Annotated in this window: 24 protein-coding genes; 4 read left to right on the plus strand and 20 right to left on the minus strand. The window is 32.2% G+C overall.

The window, feature by feature from the left end:
- Positions 1-2 precede the first annotated feature (2 nt).
- Positions 3-692: a Rad52/Rad22 family DNA repair protein gene (locus FJR48_RS06495; RefSeq protein WP_152307335.1), complete on the plus strand. Its 690-nt coding sequence runs from the start codon at positions 3-5 to the stop codon at positions 690-692.
- A 1-nt stretch (position 693) separates the two neighbouring features.
- Positions 694-1,002, plus strand: coding sequence for a DUF2958 domain-containing protein (locus tag FJR48_RS06500; RefSeq protein WP_152307336.1), 309 nt, complete (start codon positions 694-696; stop codon positions 1,000-1,002).
- A gap of 154 nt (positions 1,003-1,156) precedes the next feature.
- Here FJR48_RS06500 and FJR48_RS06505 read toward each other — a convergent pair whose 3' ends face one another.
- The 6 genes from FJR48_RS06505 to FJR48_RS06530 form a co-directional block, all read right to left on the minus strand.
- On the minus strand, positions 1,157-1,396 hold the full coding sequence (locus FJR48_RS06505; protein WP_152307337.1) for a hypothetical protein: 240 nt from the start codon (positions 1,394-1,396) through the stop codon (positions 1,157-1,159).
- Between the two features lie 10 nt (positions 1,397-1,406).
- On the minus strand, positions 1,407-2,009 hold the full coding sequence (locus FJR48_RS06510; protein ID WP_152307338.1) for a mobile mystery protein B: 603 nt from the start codon (positions 2,007-2,009) through the stop codon (positions 1,407-1,409).
- Entirely contained in the window at positions 2,010-2,390 is a 381-nt protein-coding gene (locus FJR48_RS06515; RefSeq protein WP_152307339.1) for a helix-turn-helix domain-containing protein, read from the minus strand. It abuts the gene before it with no gap.
- Between the two features lie 50 nt (positions 2,391-2,440).
- A complete protein-coding gene (locus FJR48_RS06520; RefSeq protein WP_152307340.1) occupies positions 2,441-3,043 on the minus strand; it encodes a YagK/YfjJ domain-containing protein in 603 nt (200 codons plus the stop codon).
- A 327-nt stretch (positions 3,044-3,370) separates the two neighbouring features.
- The gene (locus tag FJR48_RS06525) at positions 3,371-5,143 is read right to left on the minus strand and encodes a primase-helicase family protein (RefSeq protein ID WP_152307341.1); all 1,773 of its coding nucleotides are present in this window, start codon (positions 5,141-5,143) and stop codon (positions 3,371-3,373) included.
- On the minus strand, positions 5,140-5,586 hold the full coding sequence (locus FJR48_RS06530) for a hypothetical protein (protein ID WP_152307342.1): 447 nt from the start codon (positions 5,584-5,586) through the stop codon (positions 5,140-5,142). Before FJR48_RS06530 ends, FJR48_RS06525 begins: the two co-directional genes overlap by 4 nt.
- Before the next feature lie 182 nt (positions 5,587-5,768).
- On the opposite strand from FJR48_RS06530, the gene FJR48_RS06535 reads away from it, so the two are divergent.
- Both FJR48_RS06535 and FJR48_RS06540 read left to right on the plus strand, forming a co-directional pair.
- Positions 5,769-6,005, plus strand: coding sequence for a hypothetical protein (locus tag FJR48_RS06535; protein ID WP_152307343.1), 237 nt, complete (start codon positions 5,769-5,771; stop codon positions 6,003-6,005).
- A gap of 12 nt (positions 6,006-6,017) precedes the next feature.
- Complete coding sequence (locus FJR48_RS06540; RefSeq protein ID WP_152307344.1) at positions 6,018-7,157, plus strand: site-specific integrase; 1,140 nt, start codon at positions 6,018-6,020, stop codon at positions 7,155-7,157.
- 48 nt (positions 7,158-7,205) lie between these two features.
- Here FJR48_RS06540 and FJR48_RS06545 read toward each other — a convergent pair whose 3' ends face one another.
- The 14 genes from FJR48_RS06545 to FJR48_RS06610 form a co-directional block, all read right to left on the minus strand.
- Positions 7,206-8,306 carry an ABC transporter permease gene (locus FJR48_RS06545; protein ID WP_152307345.1) on the minus strand — a complete coding sequence of 367 codons (1,101 nt, stop codon included), beginning with the start codon at positions 8,304-8,306 and terminating at the stop codon, positions 7,206-7,208.
- Positions 8,306-9,415: an ABC transporter permease gene (locus FJR48_RS06550; RefSeq protein ID WP_152307346.1), complete on the minus strand. Its 1,110-nt coding sequence runs from the start codon at positions 9,413-9,415 to the stop codon at positions 8,306-8,308. Before FJR48_RS06550 ends, FJR48_RS06545 begins: the two co-directional genes overlap by 1 nt.
- On the minus strand, positions 9,402-11,102 hold the full coding sequence (locus FJR48_RS06555) for an ATP-binding cassette domain-containing protein (RefSeq protein WP_152307347.1): 1,701 nt from the start codon (positions 11,100-11,102) through the stop codon (positions 9,402-9,404). Before FJR48_RS06555 ends, FJR48_RS06550 begins: the two co-directional genes overlap by 14 nt.
- Before the next feature lie 2 nt (positions 11,103-11,104).
- Positions 11,105-12,076, minus strand: a complete 972-nt coding sequence (locus FJR48_RS06560) for an HlyD family secretion protein (RefSeq protein WP_152307348.1) — start codon at positions 12,074-12,076, stop codon at positions 11,105-11,107.
- 213 nt (positions 12,077-12,289) lie between these two features.
- Positions 12,290-14,416, minus strand: coding sequence for a methyl-accepting chemotaxis protein (locus FJR48_RS06565; protein WP_152307349.1), 2,127 nt, complete (start codon positions 14,414-14,416; stop codon positions 12,290-12,292).
- Between the two features lie 69 nt (positions 14,417-14,485).
- The gene (locus tag FJR48_RS06570; protein WP_152307350.1) at positions 14,486-14,977 is read right to left on the minus strand and encodes an HIT family protein; all 492 of its coding nucleotides are present in this window, start codon (positions 14,975-14,977) and stop codon (positions 14,486-14,488) included.
- Between the two features lie 119 nt (positions 14,978-15,096).
- The gene (locus FJR48_RS06575; RefSeq protein ID WP_152307351.1) at positions 15,097-16,380 is read right to left on the minus strand and encodes a TRAP transporter large permease; all 1,284 of its coding nucleotides are present in this window, start codon (positions 16,378-16,380) and stop codon (positions 15,097-15,099) included.
- Positions 16,377-16,856 (minus strand): TRAP transporter small permease subunit, encoded by a 480-nt coding sequence (locus FJR48_RS06580; protein WP_152307352.1) that lies wholly within the window; start codon positions 16,854-16,856, stop codon positions 16,377-16,379. The genes FJR48_RS06575 and FJR48_RS06580 overlap by 4 nt, the downstream gene beginning before the upstream one ends.
- A 7-nt stretch (positions 16,857-16,863) precedes the next feature.
- Complete coding sequence (locus tag FJR48_RS06585; protein WP_152307353.1) at positions 16,864-18,300, minus strand: Mur ligase family protein; 1,437 nt, start codon at positions 18,298-18,300, stop codon at positions 16,864-16,866.
- Complete coding sequence (locus tag FJR48_RS06590; RefSeq protein WP_152307354.1) at positions 18,301-19,038, minus strand: EstV family lipase; 738 nt, start codon at positions 19,036-19,038, stop codon at positions 18,301-18,303.
- A complete protein-coding gene (locus tag FJR48_RS06595; protein WP_152307355.1) occupies positions 19,038-20,075 on the minus strand; it encodes a D-alanine--D-alanine ligase in 1,038 nt (345 codons plus the stop codon). The genes FJR48_RS06590 and FJR48_RS06595 overlap by 1 nt, the downstream gene beginning before the upstream one ends.
- Positions 20,076-20,084: 9 nt before the next feature.
- Positions 20,085-20,429 (minus strand): arsenate reductase family protein, encoded by a 345-nt coding sequence (locus FJR48_RS06600; RefSeq protein ID WP_152307356.1) that lies wholly within the window; start codon positions 20,427-20,429, stop codon positions 20,085-20,087.
- Between the two features lie 53 nt (positions 20,430-20,482).
- The gene (gene ruvA / locus FJR48_RS06605; protein WP_152307357.1) at positions 20,483-21,052 is read right to left on the minus strand and encodes a Holliday junction branch migration protein RuvA; all 570 of its coding nucleotides are present in this window, start codon (positions 21,050-21,052) and stop codon (positions 20,483-20,485) included.
- Positions 21,053-21,072: 20 nt separating this feature from the next.
- On the minus strand, positions 21,073-22,983 hold the full coding sequence (locus FJR48_RS06610; protein WP_152307358.1) for a flagellar assembly protein A: 1,911 nt from the start codon (positions 22,981-22,983) through the stop codon (positions 21,073-21,075).
- Positions 22,984-23,076 lie beyond the last annotated feature (93 nt).

A 23,076-nucleotide genomic window follows, 5' to 3' on the forward strand; every position in this document is an offset into this window, starting at 1 on the left:
CTATGTTTTCAGAAAACCAGATAAAAGCACTATCGTATAACCTAGATGATAGTCGTGTAAAGACTATAGACAAAGCAGGTATGAGCTTTAAGTACTTAGAGACTTATGATGTTATAAATGTAGCAAACAACATATTTAACTATATGTGGGATTACACTATAACAAGACTCGAAGAGGTAGCTCGTGAAGTTAATCAAAATAGCAATCACATCATTACATACAGTGCTATTGTAAAGGTTCGTATATACGACAATCAACGTAACTTTATAGAGCGTGAAGATACAGGTGTTGGGATAGGAACAGCAAAAACAATAGGAGATGCTGTTGATAATGCAAGTAAGTCCGCTGTTTCGGACAGCTTAAAACGTTGTTTAAGATCTATGGGGGCTCAATTTGGTAACGACTTATATTCTAAAACACCGTTTCATAAGCAATCTCAAAACTATCAACAACCTGCACAGATACAGCAACAGCCGTATCAACAGACTCATAGCCAACAGACTGTAAACAATGCACCGCAGGACTATTCATCACTCTACAATCTTGGATTATCAGTTGTTGAACAAGGTCAAAACCTCGTAATAATAGGCGATGATCAATACAACAAACGTGACTCTATTAAGTCTTTTGGGTTCAAATTTGACTCCAACTCTAAGACGTGGTGGAAGCCAATCCAACAGCAGGCGGCATAAGATGAGTAAGTTAATCCCATCTACACTGTTAAGCGATATACCTGATCTGTATGAAACTGAAGGTGTTTTAGACCCAATTCTAAGAGTTAAACTGTTTACACCTGATAGTAGCTGGACTTGGTATATTATAGAGCTGTCAAGGAGTGATTTAAACACATGCTATGGTTTTGTAGTAGGCTTGGAATCAGAACTTGGATATTTCAACCTCGAAGAAGTCGAATCACTACATGGATCTCTAGGGCTAAATGTAGAACGAGACTTGTCGTTCCAGTCTACAAGATTAAGTACGATAAAAAAAGAAACAGTATGATGGAACTTGATAATAATATTATCGATGATGGCTACTGTAGTGGTAATGCTCTGGATGATATAAAGTTTATGCTGTGAAGTAATAAAAAGTACCTAAGGCTACATTCAGTAGCTTTAGGTTGATTTGTTTTTTCCCATTTAAAGCTATAAACAGTTTAATTTGGACTATATATATGTTCTGTAAGACTCATTTCTAGTAATCTAACCACTTTACCACCACACTTCTCACACTTACCATTGAGAATCAAATCCCCACTCTCAAGAGTAGCAGTAAAATCAATGATTTTTACTGTAGCTTGGCAGTTTGAACAATATACATTTGATAAAATTTGAGATTTTAGATCATCTGGAATTTCATTGAACTTTTGCATAGCTTTTTTATCAAATTTAATCATCTATACTCTCTTAATATGTAATTTTATGCATCTCTATCAAACTGAGGTAGTCTCCACAATCAGCTTTTTTTAGTGCTTGAATATATTCATCTCTTTTAGGGTTTTCTTTAGCGAGTAGATCTTCTTGCCATTTTACAGGCATAGAACCGTTTTGTCTTAGGTAGATATTGGCTAACATTCTTGACCATCTGCCATTACCATTTTGAAATGGATGTATTTGCACTGCTTTATGATGTATCCGTGCTGCTGTTTCGTAAATATCAAATGTTTTATGTTTATCCCAAAATTCTATATCATCACTCAACTCTTTCATTGCCATTGGAACCTGATAAGCTTTAATACCTATAGAGAGTTCAATCTGTCTAAACTTTCCTGCCCACTCCCATACGTTGCCAAACATCTCTTCATGAAGTTGTAACAGCCACTCATAACTAAATGGTGCTATTTTTTTAGATGGTGAAGCTGAAAGATATTTAAGTGTTGCAATAGCAATATTTTTAGCTTCGTGTACATATATCTCTTTTAAGGTATAAACTTTATCACGAGGTAGCTTTAGTCCTGATATATCATCAAGAGGTGTGGCATCATCTATTGGCTTTGTAGAGTGAATCATCTATGCTACCCATAGAGTATCTTTATAGTTTCCACTTAAGAACTCTTTTTCATACGAAGTGATAATTGCATTTAAATTTTCATCTTCTAAACCCTGCATCTCTAAGGCTGATGTGCCCTGTACTATAGAAGCTAAATAAAGTGCTTTTTGATGTGCTCTTTGTCTCTTTAACTCTTTAATAGACATTTGTTCATTTCCTGCGAAATCTAACCCTAAAAAATTTGTTATATGCTCTATTGTACTTAACTTAACATCTTCATTTTTTAAAAGCCTATTAACAGTTCTCACACCAACACCACTTAGCTTTGCCAAATTTTCAACAGTGATACCGATTTGCTCTTTTCTAGCAATAATCTGTTCTATAAGTTCAATACGTTTCATAATATTTCCTTTATAGTATTATGCCATAAATGGCATTAATAATTATAAAATCAACTTCTAGGTCTACCAGACTTGCTTTTAATCTTTGGCATAGTACCTCTTACTACAGATCTGTTTTTTTTGTTTTTTGTTACTACCTCTATATGTTGTTCGTCTTTACACATATAGCCTATAGCAGAATCAAGGTTCTTGCGTTTTTCTTTATCTCTATGGTCTAACATCCCTATACCGTTTTTCTCACCATATTGTTTTTTTGCATTAAGATTGCAGTTATTAGAACTACCTTTGTTTTTTGTTATCTCTTTATTCCAGTATTCGCATATCTGGCTAGCTTTATGGATATCATTTAGAACTTTTTGCCCATCATAAAAGAACGCTGCATGAAAGTGCATACCTCTGTCTGTTGTATATTCTTTGGTACATATGTAACCAACTTGATCATTGAACACACTTGGTTTGCTCCTTCTGTTGTTCAGCATACGATTAAAATCACTGTTAGCATCCTCAAAAGATATATTTGCATTTCCATCTTCATCTTTTTTATAATATAGGTCCACTCTAACAACGTTTAACTTTGAGTGTTTCTCTTGTAATGCATCCACATATAATCTATTGCTATCTTCTCTATTCTTTACTACTTTACTATTTGTCATTTCACACCTCATATTTTTATTTCATATAAAAGGTATGTATACAAATATTTTTATTACTACTGCTAAGCTAAGAGTTGTTATATATGCTTTATCATGTGATAGATTCTATGCTTATAAGATAATAGCAATAATATCACTACTGTTAATATATATAATTAAATATAATACTTTAATCCTATATTTAATTTATAAGATAACTCGGTATACAAATATAAAAAGTATAGCTATTTAGGTTGTTTAAAATATTTGTTAATATACAGAGTTATAGATTTATAAAGTGGATCATCATGCTGGTATTTTATAATGTCTCAGACCCTAAAACAGGGTCTAAAACAGGGGCCGGCTATTTTTATTTGGTAAAAATGGAGTATCTGAGAACATAGGACGACTATTATTAACATCTACTTCATAATACAACTTATAATACTTGTCGCCATTACTCTTATATAAGTTGTGATCACCAAAAACGTCAGGAGCTATTTTTTCTACTTGCTTTATCAATGTTCTAGCAGACTCTATATACTTGTCTTGAGGATATAAAGCAGTATAAACTATAATTAGATATTTTTGATACACTCTCTCCTGAATAAGATGATTAATAAAGGTATTCAATAACCCAATATCAATATTTTTCAGACGTTGAAAATAAAACATATTTTTATTTAATATTGCATTTACAAAGTCTTTAAGGTTATTTTCTGTCCTATTAACCATAAGATATTTTTCTTGTGTTTCAAATGGCATATTTGCTTGATTTACATCAATATTATATAACTTTAAATACATGGCAAAATCTTCTATCTCATTCATCATTGCTTGTTCAAACTTATCAAAGCTTCCATGCCCGAAGAAGTCAGTTTCTTTTATATTTCCTCCCGTTGTAAAGACCGTAAACCTCCTATCACTTTCTTCAATGTTTATCGGATGATCTACATTTGAAAAAAGTATCGTTTGAGCATATATTTTTGTTGCATTATCCATATTGATATTTTTCTTCTCAGCTGTAACTTCATCATTAGTAATGATTGCTTTTAAAAGACTATTAAAACTTGTTTTTCCTATAGTTTTGTATGATATTTCATCAAAGTTTAAAAACAGAGTGTTTTCTATAAATGCACCAAGATAATTTGAACGTAAGCTATCTCCATTTATTTGCTTACAGTAAACCTTGCCAAAAAGTTCTTCAATAAGCTTGAAAAGAGTCCCTTTACCTGCTCCCTGATCTCCTTTAAATAAAATTGCGATTTGTGACTTTTTCAATGTTTGAAAAAATGCAGCAAGCCAATTAATGAATGCGAAACAGCGTTCAACATCATAATTGACAAGATGAGAGATAAGATAAAAAATATGTACCGGTACATTTTGCGGTTGCTTATTTAATTGCAATAATTTTGAAGGTTTAAACCTATTTTTATACCATAGCCCATTAACTTCAATAAATTCTTGATGTTGCTCAACATTAAAAACTTCTTCTTGTATCAATAGCAAGTCTTTGGTGCATATATTAACCTTATCACTATTTACACTTTTGTTAATACGATTTTCTTTTGAAAACTCTATATCCATATCTAAAAAGTTAGAAAGAACTATACCTGCCTGCTTTATGTTATATTCTTTATGCTCAGAATCAATTGAAAATCTAATACAGATATTTCCCTTACTATTAAGCCATACTGCACCACCTTTATCGTATACCTGGTTTAATATCTCCCTATCTTCATACTTTTTAAAATTATTTTCTTTATACGCATTGACCCCTTTATTCTTTACTGTTTCATAGTTATATCTATTTTTTACAAGATAAAAATTTAAAATTAAATTGTAACTTGCATATGTTGCCGGATGTATTGAACTATATCTATTTTGTTCATTCATAAATGTCACAAAATGATTCATGTACTCTGGTGTTATTTTATTTTCAATATCCAAATAAGCAAAAAAACCACTTAACCTATATTTATAGCCCATACTTTTGTAATTTAATTCAAAATTCCCTATATCTAGCTGATATTGACTTCCGTTTTGGCATATTTTATTTAAATACCCTTTATAATCTATAATTTCACTATCACTATGTGCATCATCTTTTATATTATTCATTTTATAGACTCCACTAAATGTATTGGAGCATAATTTTGTGTTAGTTTTAAAAACTCTTTACTAATAGGCTCAAATGGGTCTTGTATTTTTACTGTTTTAGTAAAATCTACAAATGCCTCATATTGTGCAGATCTAAAGTAATTGTTTATGTAGCATAATGCACCATAAGCTTTAATTCTAATCTCTTCAGCCCATAAATCTGCATCATACTCACCATAATAGTTTTCTTCTATTGTTACTGCACACAGTTCTAATTCTTCTGATGTTTTAGCTTTACGTATTGCTATCTTATATCCTATTCTCTCAAGTTTTTCATATAGGTTATATTCATTCTTTAAATCCATAATCAATTTTGCTAACTTGACTTCTCTAATTTCTGACACATATTCAAGAGCCTGTTGAGTCGTCTCTGTATTTTTAATTTTTTTTACAATTTTAAGCATTTTGTATCCTTTTTGACCACTAAATTTGAATGTGGTAATAATTTTTTTGATTAATTTAATAATCATGTGTGAAGTATAGATTTATTTTTTGCAAAAAACTTACAGTAAATAATATGACGTTATGAAACTTTTTTACAAAAAATCTCGACATTATTCTCTTCAACAAGAATTAGGAGAATTTTATGAATATAGAATCTAAATACCTTTCTACTTCAAAAATTTCTAGAATGGTTGACATAAATGAAAGGTGGCTTAGAGAACATCAGGGAACTATATTTAAAGAAGGTGTTCACTACTATTATCCAAATGGTTTTAAAAACTGTAGGTGGAATGTTTCTGCAATGATTGAGTGGATTGAAAATCCTAATGAAGAATCTAATATAGCTGATGAGATACTTAGTAATATATGTGTTATATAAAAAGAGTATAATATGAAACCTATAAAATCAACTGGCTCCCAAAAAGGGGCTAAAATGATTTCGTTCTTTAACAGAAATGGTAAACTTTATGTCCAATTTGATGTAAATGGCAAAAGATATCAACGCAGCACAAAACTTGAAGATACTCCAAAGAACAGAACATTAGTTCAAAAGGAAGTAGTTCCAAAGCTACAGTATAAAATTATCTCTGGCGAATTTGAAAAAAAGCAAAAACAAGCTTATCCTTTTTCAGAACTTGCGACTAAATATAAAATGTCTAAAGAAAAGTTAAAAACATATAGACATTTGAGGGGCATGGTAGACAATAAGTTATTACCAATATTTGGAAATAAAGATGTGAAAGAAATGAGTAGAGGTGAGATAAAAAAGTTTGCTGATACACTTCTTCTTGATCTGACGCCAAAACGTACAAGAATGATACTTAATGTTCTAAAAGCTATACTTGATATTGCCATTGAATATGAATATATTTCGGCAAACCCAGCTGATAATATCAAACTACCAAAACATAAACCACTCCAAATGAAGCCTTTTATGCCTGATGAAGTTCAAGCACTAATAAATGGTGCTGATGGATGGTTTAAAAATATGGTTGCATTTGCATTTTATACTGGGGTTAGACAAGGTGAAATGATTGCTTTGAACATTGGAGATATTGATTTTGAGACCATGACTATCAATATTGATAAAAGAATTGCTCACGGTGAAGTTGACACACCTAAGACAGAATCAAGTGTTAGAAAAATTCCTATATTTCAACCGCTTGTTCCTTTTTTGAAAAATCAACTTGATCTATGTAAGAAAGAGATGTGCTTTACACTATTTTTCAATCCATATACAAAAGATAGTTTTTACGACAGTAAAAAACTTTCTAAGTATTGGTATGAACTATTAGACAAATGTAAACTCGAACATAGAAGATTCTATAATACAAGACATAGTTTTGTAACAAACATGATTAGAAGTGGTCAAGTATCAATACTTGATGTTTCACAAATGGTTGGACATAAAACAATAGAGGAAACCATATCAACATATACAAAGTTCTTCCCAGAAGAACATCTGAAAGTGAATAGGAACTTAGATCCGTTTACTGACACTATAGCTGACACCAAGCTCAAAATGCGTTAACTAGGGAGTTAAAGTAGAGTCCCTCTACCCCATCCACCTTTTTTTAAATCAAGCAACTTTTTTGCTAAACATCCAAGTAGCAGCACCTAAAGATATAAATCCTAAAACAAGCATCGGAACTATAAGTTCAAGTGCTATATCAAACCCTATATCCTTTAGATACACCCCTTTTAGAAGAACCAAAAAGTATTTGAGTGAAACTATGTCCGTAAAGGGTACAAGCCACTCTGGCATATTTTCAACAGGTGTTGCAAAGCCCGACATCAGTATATACGGCACTAAAAGTACAAATGCACCGAGTATTCCCTGCTGTTGAGTCGATACTATGGAAGATATAAAAAGTCCAAGTCCTACGATAGAGAATAAAAATGAAACTATCCCTATTGCAAATATAAACAACGAGCCTACAAAAGGTACACCAAATAAAAATACACTGAGTGTAAAGATAATGCTTGCATCTACTATGCTTATCAAAAGCGGAGGTATCGTCTTTCCTATCATCAGTGCACTTGAAGAGAGTGGTGTTACCAGTATCTGCTCAAAAGTTCCAAGTTCCCTCTCCCTTGCAACAGAGAGTGCCGTAAGAAGCAGTGCTACTAACATAGATATAGTACCTATAAGGTTTGGAAGTATCCACCAAAAGTTATCAAGGTTTGGATTATATAAGTTTCTGTTTACTATGACATTTTGTTCTACTTTTATGTCGTTAAATGTTCTGTTAATAGCATTTTGCATATAGCTTTGTGTTATTTGTGCGGTGTTAGACTTTCTACCATCAGCTATGATTTGCAGAGTAGTTTTTCTCTTACTCTGAATATTTTTAGCAAATTCGTTTGGTATATACACCACAGCTATAACTTTTTGGGTATCTATGGCTTTTTGAATATCTTTTTGACTCTCTATCCTATATACGTTTGTAAAACTGTTGCTATATGAGAGTGAGCGTACCAACTCCCTGCTTTTTACACTGTTATCTCTATCTATGACACCGATGCTTATATTTTTCACTTCAAGTGTTACGGCAAAAGAAAATACAAAAAGCTGTAATATAGGCGGCACTATTATAATAACTCTGGATTTTTTATCGCTCCATATAGCTAGGAACTCTTTTTTCATAAGTGCTAGAAGCTGACTAAAAAAGACACTCATCAGTCAAGCCTTTTTCTGGTAACTTTAAGTATAACCGTGAAAAATACGGTTCCGACAATTATCATGGCGATAACGTTTGAGATTATAATCTCATATACGTTTCCTGTTAAGAACAGGGTTTGAAGAATCTCCACAAAGTATCTTGCAGGAAGTACATATGTTATAAGTTGTAGCCACTGCGGCATAGAGCTTATTTGAAATATAAAACCCGAGAGCAAAAATGCAGGTAAAAATCCTACTATAAGCGCAGCCTGTGCCGCTACAAATTGATTTTTAGCTATTGTAGATATTAAAAGTCCCAAACTAAGTGCAGGAAACAGATATATAGAAGATGTTATAAAGAGCAATATATATGAACCTCGAAACGGTATGTCAAACCAGCCTATCGCTATAACTACACAAAGAAGAGCAGACATAAGTCCCAGTATAAAATAAGGCATAATCTTTCCAAGCACTAGCTCCGTAATCGTAATAGGTGTGGACATTATAGCCTCCATAGTGTTTCTCTCCCACTCACGAGAAACTACTAGTGCCGTTAAAAGCGTACCAATCAAAGTCAGTATTATAGCAATAGACCCGGGTAGTAAAAAGTACTTACTAAGAAGAGGTGCATTAAACCAGTACCTAGTTTCCATGTCTATATTAACTGATTTGGAGTTTTTGTCTAATCCCTCTTGCATAAGCCAGTTCTGCCACAGTCCGTTTGTATATTTTTGAACATACCCCGCTATATTTGGCTCAGTTCCGTCTGCCAAAATCTGAATACTCGGTTGCCCTTTTGCTATATCTTTGGCAAAGGTTGCAGGTATAATGATTATTGCACGTATCTTTCCCTCTTGTATCTTTTTTTCAAAGTAGCGTCTGTCATTATTTACATCTACGTTAAAACTTTTAGAGTTGTAAAAAGAGTTTAATAATGAAGATGAGTATTTGGACTGTTTTTCTATAACTAAGCCGACAGGTATGTTTTTAGAGTCAAGACTTATCGCATAACCCATTAAAAACAGAAGTATCAAAGGCAGTACAACCGCTATAAGTATAGAGCTAGGATCACGTACTATTTGAAGTGTTTCTTTTATAAAAAGCGCATTGAATCTATTTAGCTTCATTTTCACTTCTTTTTATCAGCTCAATAAACGCTTCTTGCATCGTTGCATCATCTGATATTTTGTGTGTAAGATTATGAGGTGTATCTATTGCTATGGCATTTGCTTTATATATCAGGGCTATATTATCGCAATATTCGGCTTCTTCCATAAAGTGTGTAGTTACCATTACAGTTACACCCTTTTGCACCATCGTATATATGTGATTCCAAAACTCACGTCTGGTTAGCGGGTCAACCCCGCTTGTCGGCTCATCCAAGAACAATATACTAGGATTGTGCATAATCGCACAAGCTAATGACAAACGTTGTTTATAACCTAAAGGAAGCTCTTTAGAAGCCATACTTTTAAACCTCTCAAGTCCAAATATTTCAAGCATCCTATTAATAGTATTTTTTTTATCTTCACCTCTTAACTCATATACTCCTGCAAAAAATTTTAAATTTTCCAAAACAGATATATCCCCGTAAAGTGAAAACTTTTGGGACATATAGCCTATCTTTGCACGAGCTTCAAGCGATGATTTATCAAAACTATAGCCCAATATATTTGCTGTACCGCTTGTTGGTTTGATTAAACCGCAAAGCATTTTAAATATGGTGGATTTCCCTGCACCGTTTGGTCCAAGCAGACCAAATATCTCTCCTCTTTTTATAGAAAAACTGATATTTTCAGCTGCTTTAAAACTACCGAAGTGCTTACTTAGTTTATCTACCTCTATAACATACTCACTATCCATCTCTACAGGCTTTATAAACTCTTCTAAAGGTGAAACTCCATTAGAATCTACCCCTAGTATATTCATAAAACCGTCTTCAAATGTAGGTTCAACCATATCTATAGATGCATTCTTGGCATCTATCTTATCAAATGGAGGTATTTTTTTTGTCTCATCGGTAATAAGCTTAATATTCTCACCAAGTATTACTCCGTCTTTTATAAACGGATATGATAACGCCAAACGTAGAGTCTCTCTCTTATCTTTGATATCACCCTTTAACATATAGGTTTTTTCTCGCATAGTCTCTTTTAAAACTTCGGGAGCACCTTTAAATAGTATCTCACCTTCATTTAAAAGGATAACTTCATCGCAAAGCTCCGCTTCATCAAGATATGCAGTGCTCCAAACTACACTTACACCTTCGTTAGTCAGATTTTCAACCATAGACCAAAGCTCTTTTCTCGATATAGGATCAACCCCTACTCCCGGTTCATCCAAAAGCAAAAGCTTAGGTTTTTTAATGAGTGAGCAGGCAAGCCCGAGCTTTTGTTTCATACCGCCTGAGAGTTCAGATGCTAAAAAATCTTGAAAATTTTCTAAGTTAGTAAACTCTAAAAGTTCATTTACTCTACTTTTTATATTCTCTTTTGGAATCGATTGAAGGTTTGCATAAAGGTTCATATTTTCTTTAACACTCAAATCTTCATATAGTCCAAATTTTTGAGGCATATAACCGATCATCTCTTGTATGTTTTTCTTTGAAGTTTTTAAGTCAAACCCGAGTACGTTAATCTCATCCGCTTCAAAATCCAAAAGTCCTGTAAGAATTCTTATTAAAGTGGTTTTTCCTGCACCATCAGGTCCTATAAGACCTGTTATTTTATTTTCTTTTATTTTAAATGTCGCAGATTTTAATGCAGATTGATTTTTAAAAAATTTATTTAAATTTTTAACTTGAACTATGGACATCTTTATTTGTTAAAATCTATATTTGGAAATGTCACGGTAACCGGCATCCCCTGTTTTATAGCATCATCAAAACTATCCAATACTATTCTAAATCTATAAACAAGATCGGTTCTTAACTCTTCTGTTTGTACAGTTTTTGGTGTAAATTCTGCTATTGGGGATATAAAGCTCACTTTACCTTTATAAATTTGTCCGCCATCAGTGTAAACTTCGGCAATTTGTCCTACTTTTATATCTGTAAGATAACCTTCACTTACATAGCTTCTCACCCAGTATTCATTATCTTTTGCTATCTCTACTACATACTGGCTCGGGCTTACTATGGAGCCGACCTCATATACCCTTGTTATGATTGTGCCGTTTGTCGGTGAGATTAGTATTGTATCTTCTAGGTTTATTTTATGTAAATTTCTTTGTGCTTGTAGTGCTTCTAAGTTGGCTTTTGCACTTAAGATATCCTCTTTTTCATATCCGTTTTGAAGTTCTTCTAATGAACTCTTAGCAAATAAATATGCTGCTTTACTATTATCGTATGCTGCTTTGGCATTGTCGTACCTTTCTTCGCTTAAAGCCTTCTTTACGTATAGATTTTTAGTTCTTATAAACTCTTTTTTAAGTCTATCTCTCTCTACCTGACTTTGGAGCAGTTTTGCTTCGGCTTTTTTTATCTCTTCTTTTCTAAAACCTTTTTCAAGTTTTGCTATTTTCGCCTTTTGCATTGATATCTGAGCTTCTATTTGGTTTAGATGCTCTATATACGGGGCATCATCAAGCTTTGCGATAACTTGACCTTTTTTTACCTTTTCTCCCTCGTCAAAATCAATACTTGTTAGTTTTCCTGAAACTCTAAAGGCTAAAGACACGGTTCTTACATCAACGTTTCCGTAAAATTTTTGAGTTTTGTCATTTGAGTTAAAGCATCCGTTAAAAAAAAATATTGTCACAAGAAAAAGAAAAAGACCAAAAAATCTCATTTAACACCCTTTCATAATTACTAATAAACAAGTTTAACTATATAATACTTACATATAAATTTATTTGTTATAATTGCAAATACTACAAAAGGATTTTCATTTTGCCTGAAACAGATTTATTGACACTTACGATACGTACTGCGGTACTTTTGGGTGTGGCAGCACTCTTTTTATTTGTACTGACACGAAAGAAAGAAAAATAAAACGATACGGTTATTCTTTAACCATATCATCCAAGCAACTAAACAACTCTTTTGAAGCTTCTTCGGCTTCTTTAAACAGTTTTATAATCTCATTTGCATCGGACTCATTTGCTTGTTTTAAAATACTCATAACTTTTAACACACTGTCATGCACTTTTTTATGAGGTTTTTCAAGTTTAGAGTATGAAGGTGACATTGCAAACTCTTTTTTACCTTCATTTACATACCAGTTTCCAAATCTACACTCACTATGACTACCCAGCGAATCATCTGATTTTCCTTCAAATGCGGCTGAATAGGCTAAGTTTTTATAAATCATATGATCAAGTTTTGCCATATTTGAGAAAAGTTCATGACCTATTATCGAGTTGTCTTCTTTGATTTTTTCGGCATTTAACACCATATCGTTTAGAGTTACTTTAAAGTCATCAAGTTTAGCTTGAGATTCATGTGTATATCTGTCTATTTTCTCAGTATTTTCACTCATGGTTATAGAGTTTTGTTTTAAAATACTAATATTGGCTTCAACTTCACTCGTAGCTTTTTGAGTGCTCTCTGCAAGTTTTCTTACTTCATCTGCAACTACGGCAAATCCACGTCCGTGTTCACCTGCACGGGCTGCTTCTATCGCTGCATTTAAAGCAAGAAGGTTTGTTTGGTCTGAAATATCTTTTATTAGAGATATTACATTAAAAATCTCTTCTACGTTTGTATTTAAATGATCTGAGGATTCACGAGATTCATTGGTCATGTTGGTAATATTTGAGATAGTCTCAATTATTTCGTTTGTAGATTTTGTAACATTTTCAATAACTTTAGACGTAGATGCATTTAAGTTATTTACTTCGTTAATACTCTTAACATTGTTCTCCATAGTAGCTTTAAGGTTATTTGCATTATCTACCGAACCTTTTATCATACTATCTGATAGTGCTAAATTTAGGCGGTTTCTCTCTAAACTGTGCTCAACCTCTTTTTTAGCATCTTCTGCACTTTTTGCTTCATCTTCCGCACTTTTTGCAATAGACTCGACTTTATCTAAAAAGATATTAAAACTATTACTTGCATGACCTATTTCATCATTTGATTTTACAGGCAATCTTTTAGATAAATCAGCTTCCCCTTGAGACAACTCAGTCGCTATAGATTCAAATTCTCGTAAAGGAGAAGATACGCCTCTTTGAATAACAAGTACTAAAAACACTAAGATGAACACATCTACAGCCAACATAATATATACTTGTCTAAGTAAAGAGTCTTCACTTTTTGAGACAATATGTTCTACATCGGATATTTTTTTACCTATAAGTGCGAAACCCACTACTTTATTTGAAAAATCTTTTATCTCTTGGGATATTACAAAATATTCATCGCTTAATTGGTATTTTTTTGTATTTGAGATATCTATATTTTTTAAATCGTTAAAAAAATCTTTATTAACTACACTCTCTTTTATTGCTAAGGTATATTCACCTGTTTTTGGTGCATTTTTAAGTGCAGTTGCCGTAGATAAAAACTCGTTTTTCATAAGTATTGCCATCTCATAATCATAATTTTTTCTGGCAGCTTTTACAATAGAATTTAAACCTTGCATAAATTCAACCGAACCTAAATATTCCCCTTCGTTAATAACAGGAGACAATCCGCGTAAAACTAAACCTGCACGACCAAGTTCTATATCGACAATAGGTTTTTTTGTTTGTTTAACTTGGACTACGGTTTTTCTAAAACTACTTAAATCGTCACCAAACTTTTCAGGTTTCCAAGCCCGTAAAAAACTATGAACATTAGTATCGTGAATATGTATTTTTATATTTTTGTAGTTTGTAAATTCTTTAAATTCTCCGGAAATAGAGCTTATTCCATCTATTGCTATTTGTCTGTTATTTTCTTTTAAAGAACGAATAACATTGTAGTTTTTAGAGATATTTATTGCATTTGTCAATCCAATATTTCTTTTAGAATCCATATATTTTTGGTAAACCAGTTTTAACGATTTACTCTGATTGCTATATACATCTTCTTTCATCTCTTTTATGGAAAAAAAATAATTTCCTATTACAATTACAAACCCTATAATTATAGATAAGATAAGCGGAATATGTATTTTTTTACCGATAGACATATTTGAAAACATTAATAAATCCCCTTTAGCATTTTTATGACAAAATGTACTATAACCATTTTTAGCATAATTATTATTTAATTATAAATATTTATATATCAGTTCTTTAATTTTTTGGTATATTTTTTCAAAATCCGTCGAATATACCCTATTTTGACCTATTGAAGTGATAAAATTTGTATCTCTCTCCCACCTAGGAACCAGATGCATATGAATATGCTCTGCTATGCCTGCTCCACCTGCACGTCCTAAATTCATACCTATATTTACACCTTGTGCACCAAAGCCCTCTTTTAAAAGCTTTACACATTTTTGAGCCAAAGCACTCATATGAAGCCAACATTCACTGTCTAACTCTTCGAGTTTATCGGTATGAAAGTGTGGAATAATCATAAAATGTCCTGGAGTATAAGGATAACGATTCATAACTATAAAACAAAACTCATCTCTGTATAATACGTGCAATTTTTCATCATCTTGGGCATGTTTACTTATATGACAAAAGACGCAACCCTCTATTTTATCGTTTGTAATATACTCCTCACGCCAAGGTGCATATAAAATATTTTCCATCTAGCTTCTCCATTTTAAAACATTATAAAATTGTATTTTCTTGCCGTTTACGGCAAAGCTTTAGTGACCCAAGCAGTCTTAGAGTAGTTATAAAGAATTACTTCTTTATAACGTACAAATTAAATGAAAGCAAATACTAAATCCGGAAATATTATAACCAAACCTAACGCAAGAAGTTGTAAAAGTATAAACGGGATTATACCTTTGTATATCTGCATAGTTTTAATAGTATCGCCCGCTGCACCTTTTAAGAAAAAGAGTGAGAGTCCAAAAGGGGGAGTTAAAAACGATGTTTGAAGATTTAAAGCTATTAAAACTGCAAACCATATCGGATCTATTCCAAAAGCTTCCATTACAGGTACTAAAATAGGCACGATTATAAAAGATATTTCAATAAAATCTATAAAAAATCCAAGTATAAAGATACTAAACATTGCAATAGCTATAAAAGCCCATACATCTGCTATGTCTTGCGTAAAAAACTCTAAGACCATATCTGTCCCGCCAAGTTCGTTAAAGACAAGTGAAAAAGCCGTAGCACCGATTAATATCATAAATATCATACCGCTTAGTTTGACGGTTTCTAAAGATGCATACTTTAGCATCTCAAAATCAAGCGATTTGTTTAGTTTTGCAAGTAACACTGACCCCAATACTCCAAATGCTGCAGATTCGGTAGGAGATGCTATACCCACAAATATACTGCCTAAAACTGCAGCCATAAGCAACAATGGTGGGACTATAGAGAATATAATTTCTTTTAAACTTACATTTTGAACATTATTATAAGCCGGTGCAACTTCAGGTTTTAAATATGAATATATTAAAATATATAGTATATATAGACCGACTAAAACCAAACCCGGTAATATCGCACCCAGAAACAACTCACCTACACTCACGCTTATTACGTCACCTAATATAATCAAGATTATAGACGGAGGTATAATTAAACCAAGTGTGCCGGATGATGCAATGGTTCCTGATACAAGCGATTTATCATATCCCGCTTTTAACATTAGAGGAAGTGCAATCACACTCATCATAACGACACTCGCAGATGCTATACCCGTAGATGCCGCGAGCATAGCCCCGACAACAACCACACTTACAGCCAAACCGCCCCTTACATTTTTAAAAAGTGCACTCATTGATAGTAAAAGGTTTTCTGCCATTTTTGATTTTTCCAAAACTAGACCCATTGCTATGAAAAGAGGTACTGCCATTAGCGTAGTATTTGACATTATTCCAAAGATTCTAAAAGGTAAAATTGAGAACACGTCTAACCCGAGTTCTGGAGAAAATAAAGCAAAAATAATTGCTACCGTTCCAAAAACAAATGCTACGGGGATACCAAGCAGTAAAAAAAACAACACTGTCAAAAACATGACTAATGAAATCATTTTTTATTTTTCCAGTCGAGTTTTATATGTGAAAGTGTTTGAAGAATTAAAAATAAAAAAGATATAGGTAGTAAAGATTTTACTAAAAACCTATATTCTAAACCACCGGGATTTGATGACACTTCATTTTGTTCATATGATAAAAGTACAAAATCTATACTGATATAAATTATTAAAAGCGAAAAAGGCAAGATAAAAAAAATCGAAGAGATAATATTTATAATATTTTTTATCTTTTGTGAGTAAGAGGCATAAAAGACATCTACTCTAACATGGGAACTGTGTTTTAAAGTATAAGATATACCAAACAAGATTATAACATCAAAAAGATGCCACTCCAACTCCTGCAATGCTATAGAACCCGAGGAAAACATATAACGCACAGTTGCATCATAAACAACAAGTAAAACTAAAATAACTAATACCAAAGCCGTAAAATAACCTAAATATTTTGTTATTTTATCTATATAGTGCATCTAGTACCTATATAAAACTCGGAGCATCGTTTGCAAAAAGAATGATATCCCCACTTTTTGTTTGGGAAGCCAAAATATCTGTTAGTTTTGATTTATCGTGTAAAATCGTCTTTTGTTTAACATGAATATTTTTATCAAAAAGAGTAGCGTTTAACATCCCTGTTACTATTACTATGTCAAAAACTTCATTTATAGCATTACATAACTGTAAATTCAACTCTTCACTGCTCTCAATTAACCCAGGAGTTACTATAACTTTATTTCCCCCTTTATGAAGTGAACAAAGTCTTATAGATTCAAGCATCCCGTCTATATTTCCGTTATATCCGTCATCTAGTATTATTTTTCCGCCAGCTTCTATCATCTCCAATCTATGGCTGATTGGCTTAAGAGAACTTATAGCTTCTTTAATCTCTTTTTTATCCATACCGAATTCATCGGCTATTTTTATGGCAGCTTCTATATTTATAGTTTGAAACGCACCTAAAACATCAGTATGGTAATTTTCATCTTTATATTCAAAATCAGTACCTTCTAAAGTTGCAGATACATTTTTAATATCATTACCGAAAAACTCGACTTTATCGTGTGGCTCATTAGTTACGTTTTTATAGATAAATGCCTTTTTGAGTCTAGGAGATTGAATGATTTCTAGTTTAGTTCGTACTATATTTTCTAAAGTTTTAAAGTATTCTATATGGGCAAGTCCGATTTTTCCGACTACAATTATTTGAGGTTCTAAAAATGTAGTTATTTCATAAATATCACCCCTCTCTCTTGCACCTGCTTCACATATGTATATTTCTGTATCCATAGGCAAAGAGTTATTAATATCACCCATAATTCCGCTAAGAGTGTTTATGCTTCTTGGAGTTGAATAAACTTTATACTTTTTAGACAAAATTTGCGTCATAAAGTTTTTCATACTTGTTTTACCGTAACTGCCTGTAATAGCAATGATTTGTAATTTTTTTATAGAGTCCAGTTTTGCTTTGGCTTGTTTTTTATACTCTAAAAAGAGATATTTCTCAATTATATAACTTCCGATATATGCAATAGATATAGGTAGTAAAACTCCGTAAACCTCACAAGCTTCCCTAATGGTACAAATAATATTTTGAAATAGAGTTAAAAATATTAAAAGTATTAAAAAACGCTTTACCCGCCAAGTAAGAACTAACTTTTTATCTAACTTTTTATGCCATAAAAAAAGACTTGGAAGCACTGCAAAATAGAAAAATATTAAAAAGAACATCCCCGTAGTATAGTAAGCTATAAAAGGTATGATAAAATAAAAAATATGCCACTGAGGTTTGTGATGCTTTAATATCACACGTGATAATTTATAGTTATACCATTGTAAATTGGTTATTAAATACCAACCAAGGGCCGTTACCAAAAGGACGTTTGTTACAAACTTAGCTAATAATTCATACTCTTGCATCTACTTACTTTCCAGTGTACTTAAAAATGTTTGTTCTATTTTCTTTGATATGTCATCTGCATAATCCATAAAAAAATAATGTTCCCCTTCATAAAGCTCAAACTGTGAATCTTTTATAAGCTCATCTATTTTATGCCCTGACTTTGGAGGTGTTGCGGTGTCTTTATCTCCCCAACATATTAAAGCTTTTCCTCTAAAATTTTCAAATTCATACGAAAAATCTTCATTCACTACGTTTTTAAATGTTTCATACATAGGCTCATTTAACTCTTTGGCATCGTCTGCTACAAAATGTGAACGAAGTTTTGAGAGACCAAATATCTTCAGCATTTTAAAAGCAGCTATTTTTACCTTTACTTTTAAAGGTTTTGACCATACTATTCCTGCACTTGAGAGTAAAACTAAAACCGAAGGGGCAAGGACTGTAGCTACTTTTCCGCCAAATGAGTGACCAACTATGATATCCTTCCCTGCATTTAAATGAATCATCAACAACTCTACTATACGTGCATAATCTTTAGTTTCTAAAACTTGATTGCATGTACTGCCTCCAAATCCAGGTAAATCTATATATATATGGCGGAATGCATCCATATACTGTCCAAAAGATTTTTTCATTAGGGATTTATTGCTTCCCCAGCCATGCAATACAATCATATCTACTTTTGCCTCTGGATTTAAAATCTCATAGCTAACATCTATAGTATGCTGTTTATATTGAATTGACTTTATTGCCATTATTTCCCTTTTGCACTATTTATCGAGTGTATATAGTCATAATTTACTTTTGCTCTTTTTGAGTGTGGCAGAGAGTTTGAAAGTTTTTCTAAAGAGCCTTTAAAATCTTCAAAAAGATAGTTTGCCATACTTCCCGGTATTGGGTTTATCTCATTTAAAAGCACTTCATTGTTTACTACAAAAAAGTCGCATCTAATCAAAGCACCTTCAAACATATTTTTATATATTTTTGAAAAACTTTTTTTTAGCTTACTTTCGAGTTCATCCGATATATCGGCTTTTAAAACTTGGCTTGAGCGTGAAAAATCCATATATTTTTTTTCAAAATCTAAAAACTCGTTTTTTTGCGGCTCCTCAACTATGGAATAATGTATTTCCCCATTTGCCATAAACCCTGCGACATTATACTCTTTGACATTTTCTATAAACGGCTCAACTATAATGTTTTTATCAAATTCATATGCAGTATCTAGTGCGTAATCCAACTGAGATTCATCCTTAACTATACTTACGCCTATTGAACTTCCTAAGCGTGAAGGTTTAATTATTATAGGATAAGGTATAGATATGTCTTTTTGCTCGTCGGAACTCAACATCTCATATTTTACGCTTTTTATACCTCTTGCTTCGCAAAACCACTTTGTGTATCTTTTGTCATATGAAAAAACACTCGCATTTACGCGAGGACCTATATATTTTATTGAATAAAAATCAAGTAATGCGGCTATTGTTCCATCTTCACCGTCTGCACCGTGTATAAGGTTTAAAACTATAGAATTGTGTTCTTTGGAACTAAACATTTTCTTTTGAGAAAAACCGCCTTTTATCAAAGTAAGAACAGGCATTTTTTTGTGTTTTGCACTTGAGAAAGTTTTTGCTTTCATATCTTTTGCATCTATACTATAAAATGTATGGTCTTGATCGCAAAAAATAAAGTTTAAATCAAATCCGTTAAGCTTTTCTTTTAAAGTGATAGCAGATACTATACTTATTTCGTGCTCAAAACTCGCACCGCCGAATAAAATTGTTAATTTCAAATATTTTCCTTATTTTATAAAAGTATTTATATATATATCTTCGTTCCAACCTACTAATGCGGTATTATCATATTCTATTACAGGTCTTTTAAAAAGCATATTCTCTTTACATAGCCACTCTCTTTTTCCGTCGGCATCCAAATTTAATTCTTTTAACTTAAGATTTCTATATTTAGTACCCTTTGAATTAAACAGTTTTTCTATATCTATATGACTTAACCATTCATCCACTTTATCACATCCGACGGTAGTTTTTTTAAAATCAATAAATTCTACTTCTATATCGTTGTCTTTAAAAAAATTTCTTGCATTTCTAACGCTACCGCAAGTCGGTATGCCATATACTTTTATCATTTACACTCTCCAAAAAATATTAAAAAGCTTATTATATCATTTTTACATTAGGGCTAAATTGTTTGTAATAATTTTAGTGCTTCTTTTACAAGTGAAGCAGTATCATCACTCCTACATGAACTTAATGCTTTTGAAATTTTATCTTTTTTAAATCCAAGTGCTTCAAGTGCTTCTGTTGCTTGAGATATGGATGCACTTTGTGATGATTCTGATGAATTTTGTAACAACTCTTCATCAAAACCTGCTAATTCTACAAGTATTCTACCTGCACTTTTTGGTCCGATTCCAGGGACTTTTTTTACACCGTTTAAATCTTTATTGTTTATAACAGTAGCAAACTGAGAAGGTGTATATGTTGAACATATAGCCATTGCTACTTTTGGTCCTACACCGTTTATTTTTATAAGCCTCTCAAAAAGTTTTTTTTCACCCAGCTCGACAAAACCGTAAAGAAGTTGTGCATCTTCACGCACTATATGACTTGTAAAAAGTTTAATATTATCGTCTGAGAGTGCCGAAAAACTCTGTAGCGATATAAAAACTTCGTACACTACGCCCTCTACGTCTATATGAACGAAACTTGGTTCCTTATACTCTATTCTTCCTCTTAATCCTACTATCATATTCTACTTTTTATTTTAATTTACATCTCTTTAAATGCTTGAACCAAGTACTCACCGTCTTCATTTTCTACTAAACCGAAGATTTTTCCTTCTTCACCCTCTTTTGGTTCATATACAATTTCGACAGGCGGGTCAACTAATTTAAACACAAGTTTATTATACCCCGTCCATTTATCATGGTTAATTATTCTGGCATCCATTATATTGTCTTGAAAAGAAGCCGTTTTTGTTGTTAATAAATTTAATTTATCTTGTTTGGCTTGATGTTCTTCTTTGATATTTTTAAGATGGTTTTCAATCTTTAAAAACTGTTTGTATTTTTCAACAAATGATTCAGGCATTTTAATACCGTTTTTCTTATAATGGATTAAACGCTTTTTTAAATCGTTAAACGAGTTTTGATTTTTTTCTATTGTTTGAGAATATTTTTCAATCTCTTTATCTATGTCACGTAACTCTACTTCTAAAGTAGAGATCTCTTTTTCATTTTTTTCGTTGGCTTGTCTTTTATCTTTTTTTAACAACGTGTCTATTGTAAAAATATTCTCTTTACCTTGTAATCTTTGAATCTCAATCAACTTATGTGATGTTGCTTTTACATATGAACCACATATCTCTATATGCACCTCTTTTCCGCGTATATCGCCACCTACGGCTTGTGCCACGTCAATGATATCTCCATCTACTATTCCGTGTTCGAGTCTTGATATACGAATATTTTTCCCGTAAGCTTCACCCTTATGAATATTTATCTCTAAGTCATCCGCTCTTACTTTTGATGTTTTATGGGTCTGTCCGCCTATAGTAGCTTTTTTTGCAAAAACACTCGAATGTGGACCTATGTTACCTTCTATATCAATTTCGGTAACTTCAACCTCCATACCTGCACCTACGGCATCTTTGTCAAAATCAACCTCTTTAACACTCATATTTACTTCAGAATCTACCCCTGCTTGAATTGAACCCGTTGTTTTAAAGTTTATTGAATCTACGTCTAAATCGGTCTTAATAAAATACGTATTATCTTCAAAGCTGATATAACCGTTTTCTTTTGCTAAGTATTTAATATTGTCTTTTTCATCTTTTTTTATGATGCTATCATCTATATTAAACTCAGGTATATTTGTTTCTTGTGGCTCTTCTGCTGCTATAAATTGCCCCTTACAGTTTCTACCGTCCACACCTTTTTTTGGTTTTATGTATTCAATTAGGACTTCATCTTTAAAAACATTTTTAATATAGCCGCGTTTTTTATGGTCTATCTTATCATCTTCACTTACTTCTTTTTTCTCTTCGTAGTGCAATATAAGTTCGTCATCTATGGTAGGTACAGGTTCAATAGACTCTGCAACCAACATAGTACTGTTTTTTTCATATACTAAACTTTCTTGAACTTTTACCTTTGAGGAGAGTTTTGATATAGTTCCACGAAGCATCTCATCAAAAATATTTATTAAAATCCCGGCTCGAACCTTCTTATTATTTATAAATATAGTGAGTTCTTGCTCAAAATCCTTAAAGTATTCTAGTTTTGAACCTTCTTTGATACTTAAATAAACTTTACATTTACTTGGATTTGCCCCTATAGCTACATTAAAATTTTTAAACTTATCATCATCCGGATTTTTTGTAAATATCTCGACTTCGTAAACTTGTTTAATTTGAAAATTTTTATTCATAAGAGTGCTTGTGTCATCGAGTTCGTAAAGTTCATCGTTGGATATCTCTTCCCAATCACCCTCTTTTTTACCTTCATTCATTCTGGTAAAGGTTTGCATATCTAGTATATTAAAATCCAAACTATTTACATTAACACCGTTACTCTCAGCTAATGATACAAGTTCCTTAGCTACATTAGGTGTTTTAACTACTGTAGTTCGAATCTTTTTTGTTGTATTTTTTTCTTTGTCACTAGAACCAAAAAATGCCATATATCCATCCATCTTAAATTAAACACTATATTTTAATCATATCTTTGTTAAAATATCGTAAAAATAACTATTTATTTTAATTACAAGCATAAG

The sequence above is a fragment of the Sulfurimonas lithotrophica genome (assembly GCF_009258225.1).
GTDB lineage: Bacteria > Campylobacterota > Campylobacteria > Campylobacterales > Sulfurimonadaceae > Sulfurimonas > Sulfurimonas lithotrophica.

Excerpts from the sequence above, each read along its gene's own strand:
- FJR48_RS06575 (WP_152307351.1), bottom strand. The coding sequence starts at position 16,380 with ATGATTTCATTAGTCATGTTTTTGACAGTGTTGTTTTTTTTACTGCTT.
- FJR48_RS06525 (WP_152307341.1), bottom strand. The coding sequence starts at position 5,143 with ATGAATAATATAAAAGATGATGCACATAGTGATAGTGAAATTATAGAT.
- FJR48_RS06590 (WP_152307354.1), bottom strand. The coding sequence starts at position 19,038 with ATGGCAATAAAGTCAATTCAATATAAACAGCATACTATAGATGTTAGC.
- ruvA (WP_152307357.1), bottom strand. The coding sequence starts at position 21,052 with ATGATAGTAGGATTAAGAGGAAGAATAGAGTATAAGGAACCAAGTTTC.
- FJR48_RS06560 (WP_152307348.1), bottom strand. The coding sequence starts at position 12,076 with ATGAGATTTTTTGGTCTTTTTCTTTTTCTTGTGACAATATTTTTTTTT.
- FJR48_RS06520 (WP_152307340.1), bottom strand. The coding sequence starts at position 3,043 with ATGACAAATAGTAAAGTAGTAAAGAATAGAGAAGATAGCAATAGATTA.
- FJR48_RS06510 (WP_152307338.1), bottom strand. The coding sequence starts at position 2,009 with ATGATTCACTCTACAAAGCCAATAGATGATGCCACACCTCTTGATGAT.
- FJR48_RS06585 (WP_152307353.1), bottom strand. The coding sequence starts at position 18,300 with ATGCAAGAGTATGAATTATTAGCTAAGTTTGTAACAAACGTCCTTTTG.
- FJR48_RS06610 (WP_152307358.1), bottom strand. The coding sequence starts at position 22,983 with ATGGCATTTTTTGGTTCTAGTGACAAAGAAAAAAATACAACAAAAAAG.
- FJR48_RS06555 (WP_152307347.1), bottom strand. The coding sequence starts at position 11,102 with ATGTCCATAGTTCAAGTTAAAAATTTAAATAAATTTTTTAAAAATCAA.
- FJR48_RS06505 (WP_152307337.1), bottom strand. The coding sequence starts at position 1,396 with ATGATTAAATTTGATAAAAAAGCTATGCAAAAGTTCAATGAAATTCCA.
- FJR48_RS06570 (WP_152307350.1), bottom strand. The coding sequence starts at position 14,977 with ATGGAAAATATTTTATATGCACCTTGGCGTGAGGAGTATATTACAAAC.
- FJR48_RS06500 (WP_152307336.1), top strand. The coding sequence starts at position 694 with ATGAGTAAGTTAATCCCATCTACACTGTTAAGCGATATACCTGATCTG.
- FJR48_RS06550 (WP_152307346.1), bottom strand. The coding sequence starts at position 9,415 with ATGAAGCTAAATAGATTCAATGCGCTTTTTATAAAAGAAACACTTCAA.
- FJR48_RS06545 (WP_152307345.1), bottom strand. The coding sequence starts at position 8,306 with ATGAGTGTCTTTTTTAGTCAGCTTCTAGCACTTATGAAAAAAGAGTTC.
- FJR48_RS06565 (WP_152307349.1), bottom strand. The coding sequence starts at position 14,416 with ATGTTTTCAAATATGTCTATCGGTAAAAAAATACATATTCCGCTTATC.
- FJR48_RS06600 (WP_152307356.1), bottom strand. The coding sequence starts at position 20,429 with ATGATAAAAGTATATGGCATACCGACTTGCGGTAGCGTTAGAAATGCA.
- FJR48_RS06540 (WP_152307344.1), top strand. The coding sequence starts at position 6,018 with ATGAAACCTATAAAATCAACTGGCTCCCAAAAAGGGGCTAAAATGATT.
- FJR48_RS06495 (WP_152307335.1), top strand. The coding sequence starts at position 3 with ATGTTTTCAGAAAACCAGATAAAAGCACTATCGTATAACCTAGATGAT.
- FJR48_RS06535 (WP_152307343.1), top strand. The coding sequence starts at position 5,769 with ATGAATATAGAATCTAAATACCTTTCTACTTCAAAAATTTCTAGAATG.
- FJR48_RS06530 (WP_152307342.1), bottom strand. The coding sequence starts at position 5,586 with ATGCTTAAAATTGTAAAAAAAATTAAAAATACAGAGACGACTCAACAG.
- FJR48_RS06515 (WP_152307339.1), bottom strand. The coding sequence starts at position 2,390 with ATGAAACGTATTGAACTTATAGAACAGATTATTGCTAGAAAAGAGCAA.
- FJR48_RS06580 (WP_152307352.1), bottom strand. The coding sequence starts at position 16,856 with ATGCACTATATAGATAAAATAACAAAATATTTAGGTTATTTTACGGCT.